This window comes from Methylobacterium aquaticum, assembly GCF_016804325.1.
Classification (GTDB): Bacteria; Pseudomonadota; Alphaproteobacteria; order Rhizobiales; family Beijerinckiaceae; genus Methylobacterium; species Methylobacterium aquaticum_C.
This window is the reverse complement of the sequence record NZ_CP043627.1, coordinates 6,311,768-6,333,776: the sequence shown is the minus strand read 5'-3', so window position 1 is coordinate 6,333,776 and position 22,009 is coordinate 6,311,768. Positions and strand designations below refer to the sequence as shown.

Sequence of the window (22,009 nt, the reverse complement as noted above, 5' to 3'; positions counted from 1 at the left end):
GGCTTCGGCTGGGCCGGCGCTACCCCACCCCCGTCGGCCCATCCAGCGTCAGCCGCACCCGGCGGGCCAGCTCCATCCGGCGATAGGGCTTGTTGAGGATCTCGAACTCGCTGCCGCCGGCATCCGTGCGCTCGATCGAGGCCTCGGCGTAGCCGGTGGTGAGCAGCACCTTGATCCGCGGCTGGCGCTCGCGGGCGGCGCGGGCCAGCAGCACGCCGTTCATGCCGCCGGGCATGATCAGGTCGGAGAACAGGAGGTCGACCTTGCCGGCGGAATCGAGCAGGTCCAGGGCCTCCTGGGGCCGTGGGCGACCAGCACCGTGTAGCCGAAATCGTCCAGGATCACCCGGGCGGTCTCGGCGACGTCCGGACGGTCGTCGACCACCAGGATCGTCTCGGTGCCGCTCCGGTCGGTCGCCCGCGGGGCGGGACGGCGCTCGGCGGCGACGGCCTGGTCGGTGGCCGGGAAGAGCAGGCGCACGGTCGTGCCCTGGCCGATCTCCGAGGTGATCCGCACCGTGCCGCCGGATTGCTTGGCGAAACCGTACACCATGGCGAGGCCGAGCCCCGTGCCGCGCCCCTCCTCCTTGGTGGTGAAGAACGGCTCAATCACCCGGGCCAGGATCTCCGGCGGCATCCCCAGCCCGGTATCCTGCACCTGCACCACCGCGTAGGCCCCCGGCCGCACCATCAGCAGCAGCGCCATCTCGTCGTCGATGGTCAGGTTCTCGGTCCTGATCGTCACGGTGCCGCCGCCCGGCATTGCGTCGCGGGCGTTGAGCAGGACGTTGAGGAGCGCGACCTCGGCCTGGGTCGGGTCGATGCGGCAGTTCCACAGATCGGGCGCGAGGTCGGTTTCCATCACGACGTGGTCGCCGAGCGTGCGCCCGGTGATCTCGTTCATGCCGCGCACGAGGGTGTTGAGGTTGAGCGCGCGCCCGTCGAGGCGCTGCTTGCGGGCAAAGGCGAGGAGCTGGTGGGTGAGCCGCGCCGCCCGGTCGGTCGCGGCGCGGATCGCCTGACCGGCGCCGAGCAGCCGGGTCGCGTCGATCCGCGGATGCTCGGCCAGCGCCAGCACCACGTCGGTATAGCCGCTGATGACCTGGAGCAGGTTGTTGAAGTCGTGCGCGATGCCGCCGGTGAGCTGGCCCAGGGCCTCCATCTTCTGGGCCTGGTGCAGGGCGAGCTCGGCGTCGCGGCGGCGCGACACGTCGAGCTGCGAGCCGAAGAAATAGACCAGCTCGCCCTTCTTGTCGTAGACCGGCGAGATGAACAGCGCGTTCCAGAAGGTCGAGCCGTCCTTGCGGTAGTTCAGGATCTCGGTCGCGAGTTCCTTGCGCTCGGCGATGGCGCGGCGCACCTCCGCCACCGTCTCGCGGTCGGTCTCCGGCCCTTGCAGGAAGCGGCAATTGGTGCCGACCAGCTCCTCCGGCGTGTAGCCGGTCATGCGCAGGAAGGCCTGGTTGGCGAAGACGATCGGGTTGTCCGGCTGGTGCGGATCGGTGACGATCATCGGCATCCGCGTCGTCTCGACGGCGGCGAAGAAGATGTCCGAGTGGGTGTCGTGGACGGCGCGCGGGCCGCGGGCAGTGACGGCGGGCCCGAGGCCGCCGAGATCCGGCTTCTCCGAAATATCCGCCATCAGAAGGCCCTCGTGCCGCCGGCTGAGCCACGCGACACGCGGTCAGGCCTCCACCATCCACGACGATGAGATAGGCGGCGACGGCGAAGATCAACAGGCCCCAAAGGATAGCGCACGATTTTCAGGGGTGCGCCTTTGCCGCGGAGGCATCATGGAACGATCGAGATTGTGCCGATGCGGTCAGGGCGTGGGCCACGCATGGATGCCGAGCTGGTCCGACCTCCGCCTCGTCTTGGGGCGATGCGGGACGCGGCCGCGAAACATCGAAAGACCCGCCGACCCGCCCGGCGCGCAGGGACGATTTTTGCCGTGGCGGCCGCCCGGTCCCGGGATTAGGTTCGCGGTGCCCGTTTCGTTTGTCCACGATTTTTGATGCCTGCGAGGTTCCGATGCAGCCCGCCACCGTCCCGGACGTGACCTTCCACACCCGCGTCAGGAACGACGCCATCGGCGGCCCCAACCCGTTCGAGTGGAAGGACCTCACCTCGGCCGACGTGTTCGGCGGCCGCAACATCGTGCTGTTCGCGCTGCCCGGCGCCTTCACCCCGGCCTGCTCGGACGACCACCTGCCGGGTTACGAGCAGCATGCCGACGCCTTCGCCGCCCTCGGTATCGACCAGGTGATCTGCCTGTCGGTCAACGACGCCTTCGTGATGTTCCAGTGGGCGAAATCCAAGGGCATCGAGAAGGTGTTCATGCTGCCCGACGGCAATGCCGACTTCACGCGCCAGATGGGCATGCTGGTCAGGCGCGGCCGCCAGGGCATGGGGATGCGCAGCTGGCGCTACTCCATGCATGTCGCGGACGGCACGATCCGGAAGATGTTCGTCGAGCCCGGCTTTCGCGATGACCCGCCGGGCGTCGGCCTCAAGGTCTCGGATGCCGGGACGATGCTCGATTACCTGAAGAGCCGGTAGCGGCGGCCGCGGCTGAGCCGAGTTGCATGGTGCAACTCAGCTCAGCTCCTTGTTCTCGCATCATCGTCGCCGCCGAACCGGTCACCACTTCGGCGAATGATGCTGAGTACGATCCGGGCGGCGCTGCGGCTCGGGTCGTCACCGTCGGGCAGCCGCATCGTGGCGTCGAGGCGGGCGAGCGCGGCCTCCTGCGCCGCCCGGGCCGGGCCGTCGGGCAGGAGGGGCCCGAGCGCCGCTGCCAGGCGCTCGGGGGTGCAATCCGACTGGATCAGCTCGGGGATCGCGTTCTCGCCCAGGATCAGGTTCGGCAGCACGATCGTCGGCACCTGGATCAGGCGGCGCACGATCACTTCCTCGATCTTCGGCACCTGGTAGGCCACCACCATCGGCACGCCGGACAAGGCGAGTTCGAGGGTCACGGTGCCCGACGCCGCGAGCGCCGCCCGGGCGCGCCGGAAGGTCGCGAGCTTGTCGGCCTCGCCGTCGATCAGGCGCGGGGCCACCGGCCAGGACGCGGCCAGACGCGCGATCAGGGCGCGGTGGCGGGTCACCGCCGGCAGCTCGACCGTGAAGGCGTGGCCCTGGGCCTGGAGCTTGGCGAGGGCCGACCCGAAGATCGGCATCAGCCGCTCGATCTCGGTGCGGCGCGAGCCCGGCAGCACCGCGAGGACGGGGCTCGGTCCCTGCCGGGTCGCCGTCTCGGCGGGACCCGGCCGCAATTCGCTCAGACGCTCGATCAGCGGGTGGCCGACATAGGTGCAGGCCGGACCATCGAGGCGGCGATGAGCATCGGGCTCGAACGGCAGCAGGGCGAGCACGTGGTCGATGTAGCCGCGCATGGTCTTCGCCCGCCACGGGCGCCAGGCCCAGACGCTCGGGCTGACGTAATCGACCACGGGCAGACCCGGCAGTTGCCGACGCACCCGGCTCGCCACCGCATGGGTGAAGCCGGGGCTGTCGATGATGACGAGCACGTCGGGACGGGCCGCCACGCAGGCCCGCACGGTCTGGCGGATGCGCCGCATCAGCAGGCGGATGCGGGCGGCGACCGCGAGGTAGCCGATCACCGCCACGTCCTCGAGCGGGAACAGCGAGTCCATCCCCTCCGCCGCCATCGCGTCGCCGCCGACGCCGGAGAGCGAGAGCGGCCTGTCCGAGAGCGCGCGCAGCGAGCGGATCAGCTTGGCGCCGAGCTGGTCGCCGGATTCCTCGCCCGCGACGAGCCAGATCGTGAGAGGACGTTCAGGATCGGGATGCGCGCTCAACGGGAGGGCTCCGGGTCGGGCGGCAAGAAAACGGGTGGCAGGGAAACGGGCGGCAAGGAAACGGGCGGCAAGGAAACGGGCGGCGAGGAATCGGGAGGCAGGCCGAGGAGGAAGAGGCCGAGGCGGTCGGCGAGCGCCACCGTTTCCGCCCGGTCGAGCACCAGGGTGTCGCCGGCCCCGACCGCGATGCCGAGGCAGCCGGCCTCCGCCGCGCGCCTGACCGTGCGCGGACCGATCGCCGGCAGGTCGACCCGGAGGTCCTGGCCGTCCTTCGCCCGCTTCACCAGCACCATCCCGGCGGGCGGGCGGCCGAGGCCGAGGGGACGGCGGGCGAGCGTCCGCGCCCGGGCGAGCATCCGGTCGGTGCCCTCCGGCCCCTCGACCGCCAGCACCCGCCGGCTCGCCACCACGGCGGCTTGTCCCACGTCGTGCGGCGACAGGCTGGCGAGCAAGGCCCGGCCGGCCTCCACGGACGCCTCCGCCGCCTCGTCGGGTCCCAGGGTGCCGAAGCGGCCCCGCGGCGCCATCAGGTTCGGCGCGAGGTCGCGCACGCCGAGCACCTGCAACCCATGCTCTTCGAGGAGCGCCAGCACGCCGCGCAGGAGGTGGTCGTCGCCGCCCGAGGCCAGCGAGCGAAGCGCCTCGCGGTTGCGGTAGGCGGCGAGCGTGTTGAGCAGCGCGGCCGGGCTCGGCCGGGCCACGGCGCCGGCGAGCGTGACTCCGGCGGGCGCCCAGGCGCACAGGGTGTCGAGTGCGCCGCGCACGTCGAGGAGATCGACCGTGGCGTCGGCCCGCCGCCGCGTCGCCGGATCGGCGAAGCCCCGGATCGCCAGCACCCGGCAGGAGCGCCCGGCGCCCTCCAGGGCGGCGGCGATGAGGAGCGGCAACCGGCCGGCCCCGGCCACGATCGCGACCGGGCGTGCCGGGCTCACGGCCGATACGGCCTTCGCCGCCGCGGCGCCCATCACGTGGCGCCCATCACGTGGCGCCCATCAAGCAGGACCCGGGGCCTCGCGCGGGGTGCAGACCGAGCGCTTGCCGCCCTCGCGGATGAAGGCCAGGATCTCCTGCACGATCGGATGCTGGTCGAACTCCGCCGCCACGTCCTCGACCCGCTCCATCAGCGTGCCTTCGAGGGCGAACAGCAGCCGGTAGGCCTTGCGCAGCGCGTGGATCTCCTCGCGGGAGAAGCCGCGGCGCTGGAGCCCGATGATGTTGAGCCCCGACAGGTGGGCGCGGTTGCCCACCGCCATGCCGTAGGGAATCAGGTCGTTCTCCAGCCCCGACAGGCCGCCGACGAAGGCATGCGCGCCGACCCGGGCGAACTGGATCACCGCGGCGCCGCCGCCGAGGATCGCGTAGTCGCCGACCTGGCAATGGCCGGCCAGCATCACGTTGTTGGAGAACACGACGTGGTTGCCGACCCGGCAATCGTGGCCGACATGGCTGTTGGCGAGGAACGCGCACCCATCGCCCACCACGGTGACGAGCCCACCGCCGGCGGTGCCGGGGTTCATCGTCACGCCCTCGCGGATCTGGCAATCGGCGCCGATCGTCAGCGTCGAGTCCTCGCCGCGGAACTTCAGGTCCTGCGGCGGGTGGCCGATCGACGCGAAGGGGTAGATCCGGGTGCGCGGGCCGATGGTGGTCCGGCCCGCCACCACGACGTGGCTCACGAGCTTCACGCCGTCGCCGATCTGGACTTGCGGCCCGACATGGCAGAACGGGCCGATCTCGACGCCGGCGCCGATCGCCGCGCCGTCCTCGACCACCGCGCTCGGGTGGATGCGGGTCTCGAACGCCTCGCTCATTCGGTCACCAGCATCGCGCCGATCTCGGCCTCGGCCACCAGCACGCCGTTCACCTTGGCCTCGCCCTTGAACCACCACATGAAGCGGCGGTTGCTGGTCTTGCGCATGTGGTACTCGACCACGTCGCCCGGCACGACCGGCTTGCGGAACTTCGCCTTGTCGATGGTCATGAAGAAGACCTTGCTCGGCTTGGCGTCGCCCTTGAGCTTGTGGGCGCAGCAGATCGCGCCGGCGGTCTGGGCCATGCCCTCGATCAGCAGCACGCCCGGGAAGACCGGGGCGGCCGGGAAGTGGCCGGTGAAGTGCGGCTCGTTGATCGTGACGTTCTTGATGCCGATGCAGCTCTCGTCCCGGTCGATCTGGACGATCTTGTCGATCATCAGGAACGGGTAGCGGTGGGGCAGGAGCTCCATCACCCGCAGGATGTCGGCCGTACCCAGTTCGGCAGGCATCTCGGTCATGGTGTCAGGCTCCCTCGTGGCGGCCCCGGACGCGCTCCGGATGTCCGGTGCGCCGTCTTTGGCGAGAAGTTCCGCGGATGCAAGCGATTTGCGGCGGGAGAACGGCGGACTTGGTCCGGCTCCCCGGCCTCAGCCCTCGCCGGCCTCGTCCCGGCTGCGCGCCGCGAGGTTCTTGAGCGTCGTCATCTCGCGGAACCACTCGCGCACGGGCTTCGCTGGCGTGCCGCCCCAGCGAGAGCCCGCCGGGACGTCCTTGTTGACGTTGCTCGATCCGGCGATCTGCGCGCCCATGCCGATGCGCAGGTGGCCGACCACCCCGACCTGGCCGCCGAGCACGACGTAATCCTCGAGCGTCGTCGAGCCCGAGATGCCGACCTGGGCGACGATCACGCAGTGGCGGCCGATGACGACGTTGTGGGCGATCTGGACGAGGTTGTCGATCTTGGTGCCCTCGCCCACCACCGTGTCGCGGCTGGCGCCCCGGTCGATGGTGGTGTTGGCGCCGATCTCGACGTCGTCCTGGATGATGACGCGGCCGACCTGCGGCACCTTGAGATGGCCGCCCGGCCCCATGGCGAAGCCGAACCCGTCCTGCCCGATGCGGGCGCCGCCATGCACGATCACCCGGTTGCCCAAGAAGGCGTGCAGCACCGAGGCGTTGGGGCCGATGGCGCAACCGCGCCCGATCCGCACGTTCGGACCGACGACGCAGCCCGCCGCCAGCACCGTCTCGGCGCCGATCTCCGCCTGGGGGCCGATCACCACCCCGGGATCGACCACGACGCCCGGCTCGAGCCGGGCGGTCGGGTGGACGAAGGAGCCGGGCGACACGCCGGTGGCCCCGAAGAGCGAGGTCGGGCGTGCCGCGCTCGGGAACAGGCGCGCGAGCACCGTCGCGAAGGCGCGATAGGCCTGCGGCGTCACCAGCGCCACCGTGCCTTCCGGCACCCGGGCGGCGAAGCGCGGGGTGACGAGGCAGGCCCGGGCCCGCGTCGTCGCCAGGGCCCCGGCATATTTGGCGTTGTCCATATAGGCGAGGTCGTCGGGGCCGGCGCTCTCGAGGGGGCTCGCTGCGCGGATCACCGCCTCGCCGTCGACGCCCGGCGGCAGGGGCGCGCCGGAGAGCGCCGCGATCTCGTGCAGGCTGACGGGACCCGCGAGGGGGAAGAAGACCGGTTCCGACATTGCCTGCTTGCCTCAAGGCCCCGCGGGCCGGATCGCGCCGGACCGCTTCATGTTCCCGTCGAGGGGAGGGCGCCCGGACTACCCGGTCGCGCCGGAGGGCACAAACGAAAACAGCCGCGGAGCTGTCTGCCCCGCGGCCGTCGAGTCCGGGGGCGGGCGCCGTCGGCGCCCGCCGGATGGAAGTTAGAAGCGCGAGCCGCCCGAGAAGCGGAAGGCCTGCGTCTGGTCCTTGCCGACCTTGCCGAAATAGGTCCCGTCGGCGCCGAAGACCTTCTGGCCCTCGTCCTTGGTGAGGGCGTAGGCGTAGTCGAAGCGGATCGGGCCGAGCGGCGAGTTCCACAGGATCGACGCGCCGACCGACGAGCGGATCGTGTTCTTGTCGCGGACGTTCACGCATTCGGGTTCGACGCCGACCGTGAGAGCGTTGAAGTTGCAAGCGCCGGTGAGCGGCGATGTGCCGTTGATGAAGCCGTCGCCGTTCACGTCGAAGGCGCGGCGGCCCTTGTAGCCGAACAGCGTACCGGCATCGGCGAAGACCGCGCCCTTCAGGCCGAGATCGCGGGGCAGGCCCCAGATCGGGAACTGCACCTCGACCGAGGCGCCGAGATAGGTCGTGCCGCCGATCGCGTTCGAGCGGGCGTCGCCCGAGCCGACGTCGCGCGGGCCGATACCGTTCGGTGCGAAGCCGCGGACCAGCGACGGGCCGAGGAAGAACTGGTCGGTGACGCGGAGGGAATTGCCCTCGGTCGGCGAGACGTGGCCACCCTGGAACTTCACGAAGCCGACGACGTCCTCGTACAGCTCCTTGTAGTAGCGAGCCTCGCCGGTGACGCGGAAGAACTTCGAGTCGCCGCCGATGCCGGCATATTCCGGCTTGATCTCGCCGTAGAAGCCGTTTCGCGGCAGCTGCAGGTTGTCGAGGGTCGAGTAGGCCAGGGTCACGCCGGCGAGCGAGGTCAGCGTCGAGCCGACCGCCTCCTTCAGGGCGATCGAGGCCTCGCCGTCATAGGCGCAGTTCGGGTACCTCGCCAGGCCGCCGACGTTCCGGCCGTTGAGGATCGTGCCCGGATCGTAGGTCTGGGTGTAGCCCGGGATCGGGAACGAGCAGTCGTTGTACGGCCGCTTCAGCGTGTTCGGGATCTTCAGGTCGGTGTTGTAGATCGAGTAGCGCAGCGTGATGCCGAACTCCTCGGTGATCGGCAGGCCGAGGCGGAGCTGGCCGCCGACCACGTCGGTCACGTAGCGGGAGTAGCGGGTCTGGTCGCTGTACTTGTTGAAGACGTCGAAGCCGGCAGCCAGGCGGTAGCCGAGGAAGTACGGCTCGGTGAACGAGAAGTCGACGCCGCGGGTGTACTGGCCGGCGGTGCCGGCGAGGCGGACGTACTGGCCGCGGCCGAGGAAGTTCGACTCAGAGACCGAGACCTCGCCGATGATCCCGTCCGCCGTCGAGTAGCCGCCGGCGACCGAGAACGAACCGGTCGGTTGATCCTCGACATCGATGTTTACGACGACGCGGTCGGGAGCCGAGCCCGGCTCGTTGGAGAACCGCACCTTCTTGAAGAAGCCGAGGCCGTTCAGGCGCCGCTCGGCCCGGTCGATCAGCACGCGGTTGTAGGCATCGCCCTCGGTGACGTCGAGCTCGCGCCGCACCACGTAGTCGCGGGTGCGGGTGTTGCCGCGCACGTTGATGCGCTCGATGTAGACCTTCGGGCCGTCCTCGACGATGTAGCCGAGGGCCACGGTGCCGGTGGCGCGGTCGCGCTCGCCGGTCGGGCGGACCTGGGCGAAGGGATGGCCGTTGCGCGCCACGGTCGTGGTGACGCCGGTCAGGGTCTTCTCGACGTCCTCGGCATTGTAGACGTCGCCGACGCCGGTGCGCAGCTCGTCGCGCAGGACGGTGCCGTCGACGCCCGGGATGCGCGAATCGACCGAGACCGCGCCGACGCGGTATTGCTGGCCTTCCTCGACCGTGATCGTGATGATCCAGCCGCCGGCGGCGTCATCGAAGCGCGAATCCGCCGAGGCGATCCGGAAGTCGGCATAGCCGTTCTTCAGGTAATAGCGCCGGATCAGGTCGAGGTCGTTGGCGAGCCGGTCGGGATCGTAGACGTCGGAGGTCTTGACGAAGCTGAGGAGGTTCATCTCCGACAGCGTCATCAGATCCTTCAGGCGACCGTCCGAATAGACCTGGTTGCCGACGAACTTGATCGCCTTGACGCCGGTCTTGTCGCCCTCGTCGATGGTGTAGACCACGTCGACCCGGCCGTTCGGCAGGTCGACGGTCCGCACCGACACCTTGGCGAGGCCGCGGCCGGCCCGACGGTAGACTTCGCGGATCCGGTCGAGGTCGGAGTTGACCTGCGCTTGGCTGTAGGGCCCGCGCGACTTCGACTCGACGATGCCCTCGAGCGTCCCCTTCTCGACCTTCTTGTTGCCCTCGAAGAAGACGCGGTTGATCGTGTTGTTCTCACGCACCGAGACGACGATGCGGCCACCGTTATGCGCCACGCGCACGTCGGAGAACATCCCGCTGGCGATCAGGTTACGGCGGCCCTCTTCGGGCGACACGCCAACCACGTAGGAGCGGACCGTCTCCGGATCGATCCGGGAATTGCCCTGAACGACAATCTGCTGCGCGAAGGCGCTGCCGCTGGCGGCGATGGTGGCGGCCATGACAATGGCGCCTTTCGCCGACGCACGCCGGCGCTTACCCGTCATCGACATCATCAAATGGCCCGTCTCATTTTTGTCGGCGCGGGCTTAACACCCGCAGACGATCACCTTCTCGCAAAGGCGAAGGCCCCTGGTCCTAGCGTCGCTTCTATCGGGAATCCCCGGCGAAGCAAACGCCACGCTCCCGACCTACAGGGATTTTGCCCACACGTTGCCTTCCTGTCACGGGCCACGGCCACGCTTTTCGCGCACCAAGGTCAGCGCGCGATGAACGGCGCGCGGCCCCGAAAGGCCCGAAATGGCACGCATTTTACGAAAATTGCAGCGATTCCCGAGGGGGTAGCGTCCGAGGGAGCGCCCCCATGCACAAAGGGCCGCCCGCGTGAGCGGGCGGCCCTGCCTGGCCGAAAACCGGTGGATCGTCCCGGGCGTCAGGTGCCGCGGTTGAAGGCGGCGCCGATATGCAGGATGTCGTTCCAGGTCGCGAACAGCATGAGCATCAGCACCAGGGCGAGGCCGATGCGGAAGCCGATCTCCTGGGCCCGCTCGCTCAAGGGACGGCCGCGCACGATCTCGACGGCGTAGAACATCAGGTGGCCGCCATCGAGCATCGGCACCGGGAACAGGTTGATGAGCCCGATCGACACCGACAGGACCGCGATCAGCCCGACCAGCGCCCCGATGCCGCCGACCTTGGCGGCTTGGCCCGAGACCCGGGCGATGCCCATCGGGCCCGAGAGCTGGTCGGCCGATTCCCGCCCGGTGATCAGCTTGCCGATGTAGCTGAAGGTCCGGTCGACGACGAAGTAGGTCTCGGTGACGCCGATCTTGAGCGAATCGAGCGCGTCGTAGCGCACGAGCTTGACGTCGGCGGCGTCGCGCGGCCCCTGGATGCCGAGCCGGCCGATGCGCTGGGTGCCGAACGGGGTCTTGTCCTCGTAGACGTCCGGCGTCGCGGTGAGCGGGGTGGTGACGCCGCCGCGCTCCACCGTGAAGTCGAGCCGGTCGCCGGCGGCGCCCGAGACGGTACGCTGCATGTCCGCGAAGTTGCGCACCGCGCTGCCGTTGATCGTCAGCACCACGTCGCCGGCCTGGAAGCCGGCGCGCTCGGCGGCGCTGCCCGCCTGCACCGCCGAGACCCGGGGCGCCACCTCGTAGCGGCCGGTGGCGTAGACGGCGCCGGCGAAGACCGCGATGGCGAGGAGGAAGTTCGCGATCGGCCCCGCCGCCACGATGGCGACCCGCTTCCAGACGTTCTGGGCGTGGAAGCTGATCGCGTGGTCGGCCGGGTTCATGCGCGCCATCGCGTCCGGATCCGGCACGCTGGCGCCGTTCATGTCGCCGACGAACTTGACGTAGCCGCCGAGCGGGATCGCCGAGATCTTCCAGCGGGTGCCGCGGCGGTCGTTGAAGCCGATCAGCTCGGGTCCGAAGCCGATCGAGAAGCTGGTCACCCCGACGCCGCACCACCGCCCGACCAGGAAATGGCCCATCTCGTGGATGAACACCACGACGGTGAGGACGAACAGGAACGGCACGATGTAGCCGAGCAGGTTCGTCGTCGCGCCGCCGACGACGTTGAGCAGATCCATGGTCACCTCGATGCGGCGCGGCGGGCCCTCCCTGGCCCGCGTCGCGGCCGCCTTGCCGATCCCGCACCATACAGAGTCCGGGGGCGCGGGAACAGGGCACGAAACGATCGTGCGTTACCTCAACGGAAGGCCTGTGAATCGAACGCCTTGACGACGCTCACGCGGCGAGCGCCGCCTCGCTCCAGTGCCGCACCTCGGCGTCGATGGCGAGCGCCTCCTCGACGTCGGCTGGCGCCGTGGGGAAGCGGCTCGCGAAATGCTCGCAGGCCCGCTCGACCAGGGCGGCGATGTCGTAGAAGCGGATTTTTTCGGCGATGAAGGCCGCGACCGCGATCTCGTTCGCCGCGTTCATCACCGTCGGCTGGGCGCCGCCCGCGGCGAGCGCGGCCTTGGCGATCCGCAGGCAGGGGAAGCGCTCCTCGTCCGGGCGCTCGAAGGTGAGGCTGCCGACGCTCGCGAGGTCGAGGGGTTTGCCGCGGGCGATCGACAGGCGGTCGCCCAGGCCCAGGCAATGCGAGATCGGCACCCGCATGTCGGGAACGTAGAGCCCGGCGGTCACCGCGCCGTCGCGCCAGGTCACGAGGGCGTGGACGATCGATTGCGGGTGGACCACGGCGTCGAGCCGCTCGGCCTCGATGCCGAACAGGTGGTGGGCCTCGATCAGCTCCAGCCCCTTGTTCATCAGGGTGGCCGAATCGATGTTGATCTTCATGCCCATCGACCAGGTCGGGTGGGCGGCGGCATCGGCCGCGCTCGCCGCGGCGATCCGCTCGCGGGTCGCGGTCCGGAACGGTCCGCCCGACGCCGTGATGGTCATCCGGGTGATGTCGTCGATCCGCCCGGTGCCGATCGACTGCTCGAGGGCGTTGTGCTCGGAATCCATCGGCAGGAGGCGGGCGCCGTATTTCTTGGCGTCGCGCATGAAGGCGTCGCCGGCGCAGACCAGGCTCTCCTTGTTGGCGAGCGCCACGGTGCGGCCCTGGCGGATCGCCGCGCAGGTGGGGCTCAGGCCCGCCGCCCCGCTCACCGCCGCCACGACGATGTCGGCCTCGCGCGTCGCCGCCTCGATCACCGCCGAGGGGCCGGCGCCGCAGGCGATGCCGGAGCCGCCGAGCGCGTCGCGCAGAGCCGGCAACCCCTGGGGATCGGCGATCGCGGCGAATTCGGCGTTCAGCTCGCGGGCGACGCGGGCCAGCGCCGGCACGTCGCGGCCGCCCGCCACGGCGCCGACCCGGAACCGGTCGCGGTGCTGGTCGAGCAGGTCGGCGGTGGAGCGCCCGATCGAGCCGGTGGCCCCCAGGACGGAAACGGTGAGGGTCATGGCTGTCCCGTGAGAGTGAGGCCGACGAGCAGGAGGCCGGCGAGGAGGGCCACGGCGAAGAAGCCGTCGAGGCGGTCCATCACGCCGCCATGGCCCGGGATCAGGCGGCCGGAATCCTTGGCGCCGTAGGCGCGCTTGAGGGCCGATTCGGCGAGGTCGCCGCCCTGGCTCATCACCGAGGCGAGGGCCGAGAGCGCGCAGGCCAGAGGCAGCGACAGCGCCTCGGTGGCGCCGAGCTGGCGCGCGCCGGCCGCCACCGCGCCGCCGACGATCGTCGCGGCGAGAAGCCCGCCGCAGAAGCCCGACCAGGTCTTCTTCGGGCTCACCGCCGGCCACAGCTTCGGTCCGCCGAGCGACCGGCCGGTGAAGTAGGCGGCGATGTCGGTGGTCCAGACCACGCCGAACAGCCAGAGCGGGCCGGCGAGCCCGATGCGGGGATCGTCGCGCAGGAGCACCGGCACCAGGGCGACGACGAGGGCGCAGGCGAGGCTCGCCGGCGCCCAGATCCGCCCCGCGGCCGGACGGGCGAGGAGCGCGAGGAGCGCGAGGCCGAGACCCGTCGCCGCCACGAGCCAGAAGGTCGGGACCGGGAGCCGCGCCCCCGCCACCACGCCGAAGAGCACGAGGCCCGCGATGGCGAGCAGCGGCCGGTGGGGGGCGGTGCGGGTGATGGCGAGCCACTCGCCCACCACCGCGAGGCCGGCGAGGAACCAGACCACCGCGAAGATCCACCCGCCGTTCAGCGTCGCGCCCAGCACCAGGAGGCCGAGCACGATCCCGGAGACCGTGCGGGCGCCGAGCTCCGTCGCCGGCCAGGCCGGACGGCCCGTCCCGGGGGCCTTGATGCCGTTCTCCGCCATCACCCCGCCCGGGCGCTGAGGCCGCCGAAGCGGCGGTCGCGGCTCTGGAACTCGCCGATCGCGGCGAGGAAGGTGGCGTGGTCGAAATCCGGCCAGAAATCCGGCACGAACACGAACTCGGAATAGGCGGTCTGCCAGGTCAGGAAATTCGAGACCCGCTGCTCGCCGGAGGTGCGGATGACGAGGTCGGGATCGGGGATGCCGTCGGTGTCGAGGGCGCCCGTCATCGCCGCGGCGTCGATCGCCTCGGGCGAGAGCCGCCCCTCGGCCACCGCCCGGGCGAGGGTCTGAACGGCGCGCAGGATCTCCTGGCGCCCGCCATAGTTGAAGGCCACGACCAGCGTCAGCTTGGTGTTGCGGGCGGTGCGCTCCTCGGCCTCGCGCAGGAGGCCGGCGATGTCGCCCGGCAGGCCGTCGCGCTCGCCGATGATCCGCACCCGCACGCCGTTGGCGTGCAGGTCGGCGAGGTCGCGGCGCACGAACAGCTTGAGCAGGCCCATCAGGTCCGCCACCTCGGCGGCGGGCCGGCGCCAGTTCTCGGAGGAGAAGCTGTAGATCGTGAGGTAGGGGATCCGGAGGTCGATCGCCGAGCGTACGGCGCGGCGCACCGCCTCGACCCCGCGGCGATGGCCCTCGACCCGCGGCAACCCGCGGCGGGCGGCCCAGCGGCCGTTGCCGTCCATGATGATGGCGACGTGGCGCGGCATCGCCCCGCCCGGGGAGGGTGCGCCCGCCGGGCCGGGCACCGACTGGCCCTGACCCTGGTCCTGGTCTCGGCCTGCCTCCAGCAGGGTCACCGTCTCGCTGTCGCCTGCCATGCTGGCCCCGACCCCGGCGGAGCCGCCCCGCGGCTCCGCGCTCCCCACGCGCTCTCGTCCGTCATGCCGGCCTGGATCTCAGACCTGCATGATCTCCTTCTCCTTGGAGGCCAGGGTCTGGTCGACCTCGGCGATGTGCTGGTCGGTCGCCTTCTGCACCTGGTCGGCCTGGCGCTTCTCGTCGTCCTGGCTGATGGCGCCGTCCTTCTCCAGCTTCTTCAGGTGGTCGAGGCCGTCGCGGCGGACGTGGCGGACCGCGACGCGGGCCTCCTCGGCATATTTGTGCGCGACCTTGACCATCTCCTTGCGGCGCTGCTCGTTCATCTCGGGGATGCGCAGGCGGATGGTCTGGCCTTCCGTCATCGGGTTGAGGCCGAGGTCGGATTCGCGGATCGCCTTCTCGACCGCCGCCACCATGCCGCGGTCCCAGACCGAGACGCTGAGGAGGCGCGGCTCCGGCACGCTGATGGTGGCGACCTGCGCCATCGACATCGCGGCGCCGTAGGCGTCGACCTGGATCGGGTCGAGGAGCGAGGGCGTGGCCCGCCCGGTGCGCAGCGAGCCGAGGTCGTGCTTGAGGGAGTTCAGCGCGCCCTGCATGCGCCGCTTGATGTCGTTGAGGTCGAAGGGGGGAGGGGTAGCCATTCCTGCGCGTCCCGAGCCGTCTGGAGGAGAATGGGAGTGAGGGCGCGCCCGTGACGGGGCCGCCCTGATCCGGCTTCAATGAACCAAAACCCGACCTGCCGCAAATCGTTACGAGCGGCGATCGGCCGGGTGGGGTGCCTTTACGGCGCCGTGACCGCTCGGATGAGCGCCTTACGGCGCCACCAGGGTCGAGCGGGCGGCGCCGGTGAGGATCGCCGTCACCGAGCTCGGCGCGTGGACCGAGCCGACGATCAGCGGCAGGCCGCCGTCGCGGGCGAGCGCGAAGGCGGCGGTGTCCATCACCTTGAGGTCGCGGGCGATCGCCTCGTCGTGGCTCAGGCGCTCGTAGCGCACGGCGTCCGGATTGGTCTTCGGATCGGCGGAATAGACGCCGTCGACCTGCGTCGCCTTCAGCACCGCGTCGCATTTCAGCTCGGCGGCGCGCAGGACCGCGGCGGTGTCGGTGGTGAAGTACGGGTTGCCGGTGCCGCCGGCCAGGACCACGACCTGGCCCTTGTCGAGGTGGTGCAGGGCGGGCTGGCGGGCATAGGTCTCGCAGATCGTCGGCATCGACACCGCCGACATGGTGCGGGCGGTGACGCCGGCGGCGTTCAGCGCCGTCTCGAGCGCCAGCGAGTTCATGACCGTCGCCATCATGCCGAGCGAATCACCCGTGGCCCGGTCGATCCAGCCCGCCGCCGAGACCCGGGCGCCGCGGATCACGTTGCCGCCGCCGACCACGAGCGCGATCTGGAAGCCCTTGTCCACCGCCCGGGCGATGTCGTCGGCGAGCGAGGCCAGGGTCGGCGGGTGCAGCCAGTAGCCGTCGGGGGCGGCCAGCGCCTCGCCGGAGAGCTTCACCAGCACGCGGCGGAAACGGGTCGAGCCTTGCTCGGGCAGAGGCTGGTCCGACGACGGTAGTTCGGGCATGGGCGCTCCTCTGGCCGCCCGCGGGGACGGCTGTCGGCGTCAGGTGTCGTTACGAGTCGGCCGGGTTCTAGCCTGTCGATCCCGGCCCGTCGAGGCGCCGGCCGACCGGAATCGGCCCGGCCGGGCGGCCGGCAGGCGGGCACGAAAAAGGGGGACCCGCCGCGCGGGTCCCCCTCTCAAGATCTTCACGCGCTGCGCGAGCCGATCAGCCCTTGGCGGCCGCAGCGACCTCGGCGGCGAAGTCCGGCGCCTCTTCCTTCTCGATGCCCTCGCCGAGCGCGTAGCGGACGAAGCCGGTGAGCTTCACCGGGCCGCCGGCCTTGCCCTCGGACTCCTTGAGCACCTGGGCCACGGTCTTCGACGAGTCGTGCACGAAGGGCTGATCGAGGAGGGTGACCTCCTTGTAGTAGCTCTTCAGGCCGCTCTCGACGATCTTGGCCAGCACGTGGTCCGGCTTGCCGGCGTTCTTCTCGCGCAGGATGTTGCTCTCGCGCTCGACCGTGGCGGCGTCGACGCCCGAGGCGTCGAGCGCCACCGGGTTGGTCGCCGCGACGTGCATGGCGATCTGGCGGCCGAGCTGGCTCAGCACCGTCACGTCGCCGGCCGATTCGAGGGCCACGAGCACGCCGATCTTGCCGAGACCCTCGGAGACCTGGCCGTGGACGTAGGAGGCGATGACGCCCTTCTCGACCGACAGCTTGGCGACGCGGCGCAGGGTCATGTTCTCGCCGATGGTGGCGATCAGCTCCTGCAGCTTGTCCTTGACCGTCGTCTCGGCGCCCGGGAACTTGGCGGCCTCGAGGGTCTCGATGCTGTCGCCGGCGGTGAGCGCCAGCTTGGCGGCCTCGCGGACGAAGGCCTGGAAGCCGTCGTTGCGGGCGACGAAGTCGGTCTCGGAGTTCACCTCGAGCACCGCGGCGTGGTGGCCGGCGGACTCGACCGCGACCAGGCCCTCGGCGGCGACGCGGCCGGCCTTCTTGGCGGCCTTGGCGAGGCCCTTCTTGCGCAGCCAGTCCACGGCCGCCTCGAGGTCGCCGGCGGTCTCGTTGAGGGCCGACTTGCAGTCCATCATGCCCGCGCCGGTCTTCTCGCGCAGCTCCTTGACCATCGCTGCCGTGATGTTGGCCATCGTGGGATCCTCTCGATTGGCGCCCCGGCGCCGCGGGAGGCGCGGCGCGGGTCGGCGGAATAAAGGGAACCCGGCGCCGTGGCGGCGCCGGGCTTGGAAGAGTCGTCAGGTCCGCAGGGTCGACGCGCCCCGCGCGAGAACCGTGCCGGCGTTACGCGGCGGCGGCGGCCTCGACGAAGCCGCGGGCCTGGTTCACCCAGCCGTCGCGCTCGAAGCGGCCGTTGAGCTTCAGGTCGGCATCGACCTTGGCGATGTCGTCGGCGGACATCGCGGCGATCTGCCAGTAATGGTAGATGCCGGCGTCGTTGAGCTTCTGCACCAGCTGCGGGCCGACGCCCGTGAGCTTGGTCAGGTCGTCCGGCGCGCCGCGGGGGGCGGCCAGCAGCTCGAAGGGCTCGCCGACATACGGCTCGGTGACGTCGACCGGCACCACCTCGGGCTCGTTGGCGAGCGCCGGCAGCTCCTCGGCCATCGGCTCGTCGGACTCGCCGAGGTCGATGCCGAGCGCGCCCTGGCCGCGCGAGATGCCGTCGATCGCCGCGCGGGCGACGAGGTCGCAGTAGAGCGCGATGGCGCGGCCGGCATCGTCGTTGGCCGGGACGACGTAGGTGATGCCGTCCGGGTTGCAGTTGGTGTCGACGATGGCCGCCACCGGGATCTTGAGGCGGTTCGCCTCCTTGATCGCCAGCTGCTCCTTGTTGGTGTCGATCACGAACAGCAGGTCGGGCACGCCGCCCATGTCCTTGATGCCGCCGAGCGCCTTCTCGAGCTTGTCCTTCTCGCGGGACAGCATCAGGCGCTCCTTCTTGGTGAGGCCCTGGCCGCCGCCGGCGAGGGTCTCGTCGACCTTGCGCAGGCGCTGGATCGAGCCCGAGATGGTCTTCCAGTTGGTCAGCGTGCCGCCGAGCCAGCGCGAGTTCACGTAGTACTGGGCCGAGCGCTTGGCCGCGTCCGCGATGGTGTCGGCCGCCTGGCGCTTGGTGCCGACGAACAGCACCCGGCCGCCCTTGGCGACGGTGTCGCTCACCGCCTGCAGCGCCTGGGCGAGCGCCGGCACGGTCTGGGCGAGGTCGATGATGTGGATGTTGTTGCGGGTGCCGAAGATGTACGACTGCATCTTCGGGTTCCAGCGGTGCGCCTGGTGGCCGAAGTGGGAGCCGGCCTCGAGCAGCTGGCGCATGGTGAAGTCGGGAAGGGCCATGGTCTGTGTTCTCTCCGGTTGTCACCGCCGCGGAGGAAGCGACCGGTGCCAGAGGCGATGGGCCAAAGGGCGACCGGCCACCGGAAACGCCTCATTCAGGCATGAGGCCGACTCCGCGTGTGGGATGGGCGGGCCTTTATCCGATCGCGAGAGGGATGGCAAGGTGAGGCGGGACGCCGGCGGCCGGCGCAGGTTGCGGCTCCGGCCGCGGGCGGCGTCGCTTCGGGGGCGGCACTCCGGGGAGATCCGGCGCTGCCTGGCTTGGCGCCGAGGTTCTGCACTTCGTCGTTGTTCGCGCGAGCGCGCCTGGGCTATCGGTCGCAGCACGGGTGCTCGCATGGACCGGTCCGCGCCTTGAGGATCGGATCATCGATTAGGATCGGATCATCGAATGGCCGGCCACCGAGCGGATCCATCCTCCGATGCCTCGACGATTCGAGATGATATCGAGTCAACTCGCCCGCGCCGGCATTGGGCGACGCCGGTTTCCGCATCGCGACGCCGTCGATCGCAAATCGGATGACCGGCAGGCACCCTATGTCGTCCTCGTCGCCGGCAGGGCGTCGTCTCGATCCTGCCGACAGCGTTCGGACCAAGCGAGAGATCCAGCCGTGACATGTTGGCCATAGCGGCAAAGACTTTGCCAGATGGTAGGGGGAGCAACGATGTCAATATTACATGTGAATTTCGCGGGAAAGACATTCGATTTAGATAGTTCGGACGGAATGGACGCCGTCGCGCAGCAAATCGCAGCCGGAGTGTACGAGGCGCCGCTTCCATTCTTGATGATGGCGACATTGCTGCGGGTGGATGGTGCCTTTATCGACGTCGGGGCAAATACCGGCATCTACTCGATCATGGCTTCGGTCCTCGCGCCGGACAGGAAAGTCATCGCATTCGAGCCGCTGCCACCGGTGCTCGACATTTTCCGCAAAAATCTTTCCATCAACGGCTTGCAGGACAAAGTCGAAGTCCATGAAGTCGCTTTGAGCGACAGGAACGGAGTCGCATCGTTACATATTCCCGATCCGCGTCACGGCCTCGTCGAGACCAGTGCGTCGCTGGAAAGTGAATTCCAGCAGCCTCACTCCATCATCGAGGTGCCGGTGAAGCGGTTCGATGACGTGAACGTGTCTGATTTCATCGGTGTCATCAAGGCCGATATCGAGGGACATGAATACGCATTCTTGAATGGCGCCCGCGAGACGATCATGCGGGACCGTCCGATGATCTTTGCCGAGGTCGTTGGCCCGGCAAAGCGCGGCCCGATGAACGCCCTTTTGCACAACGTCGGCTATCTGGATTTCAGGCTGCGCCCGGACATGGCGATCCATGACGGGGAAGTGCTGTTCGACAACGCGGCGTGGAATCACGCCCTGGTTCCGATCGAGCGACTCACGAAATTCAAGGAGGTCTGCGACGCCTGCGGCCTTCCGATGTTGCGCCGTTTCCACCTCTCATAGCGCGCGTGGAGCGGCCGGTCCCACGACTCCGTGTCGTGGGAATCGCTTGATCGGACGCCGTCGGACAAATCGAATAAAATATTTTACCTCAATCTATTTGATGGGTGATACCAACGGCCCTAAAGTTTGACCTGTGCCCAGTCCCGCGCGGTGATGGAGGTGACGAGGTCTGGGTCGTTGGCGAAGAAGTTCCAGGCGTCGCAGCAGGCGTCGACGATCTGCTGGTAGGTGCGGTAGACCCGGTGGGCGAGCTTGTTCTGGCGCAGGTACTGCCAGACCAACTCGATCGGGTTCAGCTCTGGAGACGAGGCCGGCAAGTGTAGCAACGTGATGTTGTCCGGCACCACCAGGCCGCGCGGGCGAGGCTTCTTGGCGGTGCCGTGATAGCCAGCCCCGTCCAGCACCAGGATCGCGTGCGCGCCGGGCGCCACCTGCCGGCTGATCTCGGCCAGATGCAGCGACATCATCGCGGTGTTGACCGTCGGCAGCACCAGAGCCGCGCTGGTGCCCCGCGCCGGGCAGGCCGCTCCGAACAGGTATGTCCACTTGTAGCGCTGGTCGCGCGGCGCTCGCGGGCGTGTCCCCTTGCGCGCCCAGACCCGCGTCAGCGTGCCCTGCTGGCCGACGCGGGCCTCGTCCTGGAACCAGATCTCGAGCGGCTTGCCGTGGGCGGTCTCGGGGAGGAGTTCCGTCACCCGCGAGGCGAAGGTTTTTTAAAAGCCTTCTGTGCCGCCTCGTCGGCCTTGGGATGCTGCGGGCGCACCGAGAGCCGCACGAAGCCGAGCTTGGCCAAGTGCTTGCCGACCGTACGCTCGTGCATCTCGACCCCGAACAGCTCCCTGATGCGCGCCTGCAGGTCGACCCGGCGCCAGCGCACCACGCCATCCGTGTCCACGTCCGGCCCCGCCTCGACCAGGGCGGCGAGTTGCTGCATCTGCTCGGGCGTCAGCTTGGCGGCGCGGCCCGGCGCCTTACGGTCGCGCAGACCCGCCAGACCCTCGGCGTTGTAGCGATGCACCCAGTCGCGCAGGGTCTGGCGGTCCATCCCACAGGAGCGGGCCGCTCTGGTGCGGTCGGCGCCCTCCAGCACCAGAGCGAGCGCCAGCATCCGACGGGCCGCCGGAATGCTCGGTGCCTTGGAGGAGGCCGCGCGCAACTCCTCGGCGGTCAAATCCGTGCGGGTGATAGCGATCCCGGCCATGGCGATCTCTCCTGATCCGGCAACCGAATCAGAAGCCAAGCCGCGGAGCAACACGCCGAGTCACACTCACCGGCCGTTGGTATGACATGCTCATGGTTCCCTGAAACCGTATTCTGGAACGCCCTCCTCGTTGCCATAATACTTGTACGGAAGAAATTTGCCCGACATCTGGAGTTTCACCCGGTCGCCCTTGGTGTTGGGCTCGCGCTCCATCGTCATGTTGAAGTCGATCGCCGACATGATGCCGTCGCCGAACTCCTCCTGGATCATTTCCTTCCAGGTGGTACCGTAGACCATCACCAGCTCGTAGAAGCGGTAGACCAGCGGGTCGGTCGGCGGCATCTGGGGGATCGAGCCGCGATAGGGCGCCTCGTTCAGCATCCGCTCCTCGGCCGCCGAGAGGCCGAACAGGGCGGCGGCCTTGGCGGCCTGGGCCTTGGGCAGCTTCATCTGGCCCATGCAGGCGGCGGTGATCAGGATCGGCGAGATCCCGCCGATCTCGTCCTGGATGTGCTTCCAGGTCCAGCCCTTCTCGCGCTTGATGTCGAGCAGCTTTTCCGTGAGGTCTTCGCGCGTCGTGGGCGCTCTCCCCCTGGGTGACGGATCCCGGGCAAGGATCGCCGGCCCGGGCCTCGGTCGGCAAGGGGCGTGCAGGAGGAGGCTCTAACGCCGCTGCTCGCACAACGTCTTCACATAGGTCCCGGCCTCGGTGCCGCGGCCCGAGCCGGCGGCGATGGCGGGCCCGAGCAGCAGGCATTCCTGCGGCGTATGGGCCGGCTGGGTGATCACGTCCTGGGCGGTGGCGCGGGTGCAATCCTTCGCCGCCAGGGAGGAGGCGCAGATCAGCGTGACGACGAGGATGGTGGGCAAGGCGACCTCCCGGCTGGGGAGGTGGT

The 22,009-nt window shown here is 69.7% G+C and carries 19 protein-coding genes and 1 pseudogene; 2 read left to right on the top strand and 18 right to left on the bottom strand.

The features are described from left to right. Nucleotides 1-19: 19 nt before the first annotated feature. Nucleotides 20-1,641: pseudogene (locus F1D61_RS29180) on the bottom strand (hybrid sensor histidine kinase/response regulator). 389 nt (nt 1,642-2,030) lie between these two features. Between F1D61_RS29180 and F1D61_RS29175 the strand changes: the two are divergent. Continuing rightward, nucleotides 2,031-2,558, top strand: coding sequence for a peroxiredoxin (locus F1D61_RS29175; protein WP_203155537.1), 528 nt, complete (start codon nt 2,031-2,033; stop codon nt 2,556-2,558). 41 nt (nt 2,559-2,599) lie between these two features. Here F1D61_RS29175 and lpxB read toward each other — a convergent pair whose 3' ends face one another. The 14 genes from lpxB to F1D61_RS29105 form a co-directional block, all read right to left on the bottom strand. Continuing rightward, complete coding sequence (gene lpxB / locus F1D61_RS29170; protein WP_246775599.1) at nt 2,600-3,823, bottom strand: lipid-A-disaccharide synthase; 1,224 nt, start codon at nt 3,821-3,823, stop codon at nt 2,600-2,602. Further along, entirely contained in the window at nt 3,820-4,788 is a 969-nt protein-coding gene (locus F1D61_RS29165; RefSeq protein ID WP_203155536.1) for an LpxI family protein, read from the bottom strand. Before F1D61_RS29165 ends, lpxB begins: the two co-directional genes overlap by 4 nt. Before the next feature lie 27 nt (nt 4,789-4,815). Beyond that, entirely contained in the window at nt 4,816-5,634 is an 819-nt protein-coding gene (gene lpxA, locus F1D61_RS29160; RefSeq protein WP_203155535.1) for an acyl-ACP--UDP-N-acetylglucosamine O-acyltransferase, read from the bottom strand. Continuing rightward, nucleotides 5,631-6,086 (bottom strand): 3-hydroxyacyl-ACP dehydratase FabZ, encoded by a 456-nt coding sequence (fabZ, locus tag F1D61_RS29155; RefSeq protein ID WP_395413591.1) that lies wholly within the window; start codon nt 6,084-6,086, stop codon nt 5,631-5,633. The genes lpxA and fabZ overlap by 4 nt, the downstream gene beginning before the upstream one ends. A gap of 138 nt (nt 6,087-6,224) precedes the next feature. Next, nucleotides 6,225-7,280, bottom strand: coding sequence for a UDP-3-O-(3-hydroxymyristoyl)glucosamine N-acyltransferase (lpxD, locus tag F1D61_RS29150; RefSeq protein ID WP_203155534.1), 1,056 nt, complete (start codon nt 7,278-7,280; stop codon nt 6,225-6,227). A 183-nt stretch (nt 7,281-7,463) separates the two neighbouring features. Continuing rightward, nucleotides 7,464-10,007: an outer membrane protein assembly factor BamA gene (gene bamA / locus F1D61_RS29145; RefSeq protein ID WP_203155533.1), complete on the bottom strand. Its 2,544-nt coding sequence runs from the start codon at nt 10,005-10,007 to the stop codon at nt 7,464-7,466. Nucleotides 10,008-10,384: 377 nt separating this feature from the next. Next, entirely contained in the window at nt 10,385-11,545 is a 1,161-nt protein-coding gene (rseP, locus tag F1D61_RS29140; RefSeq protein WP_203155532.1) for an RIP metalloprotease RseP, read from the bottom strand. Nucleotides 11,546-11,702: 157 nt separating this feature from the next. Then, entirely contained in the window at nt 11,703-12,866 is a 1,164-nt protein-coding gene (dxr, locus tag F1D61_RS29135) for a 1-deoxy-D-xylulose-5-phosphate reductoisomerase (RefSeq protein ID WP_203155531.1), read from the bottom strand. Then, the gene (locus F1D61_RS29130) at nt 12,863-13,726 is read right to left on the bottom strand and encodes a phosphatidate cytidylyltransferase (RefSeq protein WP_203155530.1); all 864 of its coding nucleotides are present in this window, start codon (nt 13,724-13,726) and stop codon (nt 12,863-12,865) included. Before F1D61_RS29130 ends, dxr begins: the two co-directional genes overlap by 4 nt. Further along, the gene (locus tag F1D61_RS29125; protein WP_246776016.1) at nt 13,726-14,433 is read right to left on the bottom strand and encodes an isoprenyl transferase; all 708 of its coding nucleotides are present in this window, start codon (nt 14,431-14,433) and stop codon (nt 13,726-13,728) included. The genes F1D61_RS29130 and F1D61_RS29125 overlap by 1 nt, the downstream gene beginning before the upstream one ends. 189 nt (nt 14,434-14,622) lie before the next feature. Further along, a complete protein-coding gene (gene frr / locus F1D61_RS29120; RefSeq protein ID WP_203155529.1) occupies nt 14,623-15,189 on the bottom strand; it encodes a ribosome recycling factor in 567 nt (188 codons plus the stop codon). Between the two features lie 171 nt (nt 15,190-15,360). Beyond that, nucleotides 15,361-16,119 carry a UMP kinase gene (gene pyrH / locus F1D61_RS29115; protein WP_203155528.1) on the bottom strand — a complete coding sequence of 253 codons (759 nt, stop codon included), beginning with the start codon at nt 16,117-16,119 and terminating at the stop codon, nt 15,361-15,363. Nucleotides 16,120-16,324: 205 nt separating this feature from the next. Then, nucleotides 16,325-17,248 carry a translation elongation factor Ts gene (tsf, locus tag F1D61_RS29110; RefSeq protein ID WP_203155527.1) on the bottom strand — a complete coding sequence of 308 codons (924 nt, stop codon included), beginning with the start codon at nt 17,246-17,248 and terminating at the stop codon, nt 16,325-16,327. Between the two features lie 151 nt (nt 17,249-17,399). Next, complete coding sequence (locus tag F1D61_RS29105) at nt 17,400-18,449, bottom strand: 30S ribosomal protein S2 (RefSeq protein WP_203155526.1); 1,050 nt, start codon at nt 18,447-18,449, stop codon at nt 17,400-17,402. A 725-nt stretch (nt 18,450-19,174) separates the two neighbouring features. Between F1D61_RS29105 and F1D61_RS29100 the strand changes: the two genes are divergently transcribed. Next, nucleotides 19,175-19,912 carry an FkbM family methyltransferase gene (locus F1D61_RS29100; RefSeq protein ID WP_246775597.1) on the top strand — a complete coding sequence of 246 codons (738 nt, stop codon included), beginning with the start codon at nt 19,175-19,177 and terminating at the stop codon, nt 19,910-19,912. A 119-nt stretch (nt 19,913-20,031) separates the two neighbouring features. Here F1D61_RS29100 and F1D61_RS29095 read toward each other — a convergent pair. The 3 genes from F1D61_RS29095 to F1D61_RS29085 form a co-directional block, all read right to left on the bottom strand. Next, nucleotides 20,032-21,113, bottom strand: a protein-coding gene (locus F1D61_RS29095; RefSeq protein ID WP_203152705.1) for an IS630 family transposase whose coding sequence is annotated in 2 segments (ribosomal slippage) — nt 20,032-20,621 and nt 20,621-21,113 — 1,083 coding nt in all. Because the reading frame shifts where the segments join, the coding sequence is not laid out codon by codon here. A gap of 90 nt (nt 21,114-21,203) precedes the next feature. Continuing rightward, nucleotides 21,204-21,731, bottom strand: a complete 528-nt coding sequence (gene cynS, locus F1D61_RS29090) for a cyanase (protein ID WP_203159333.1) — start codon at nt 21,729-21,731, stop codon at nt 21,204-21,206. A 45-nt stretch (nt 21,732-21,776) separates the two neighbouring features. Next, a complete protein-coding gene (locus F1D61_RS29085; protein WP_203155524.1) occupies nt 21,777-21,983 on the bottom strand; it encodes a hypothetical protein in 207 nt (68 codons plus the stop codon). Between the last annotated feature and the right edge of the window lie 26 nt (nt 21,984-22,009).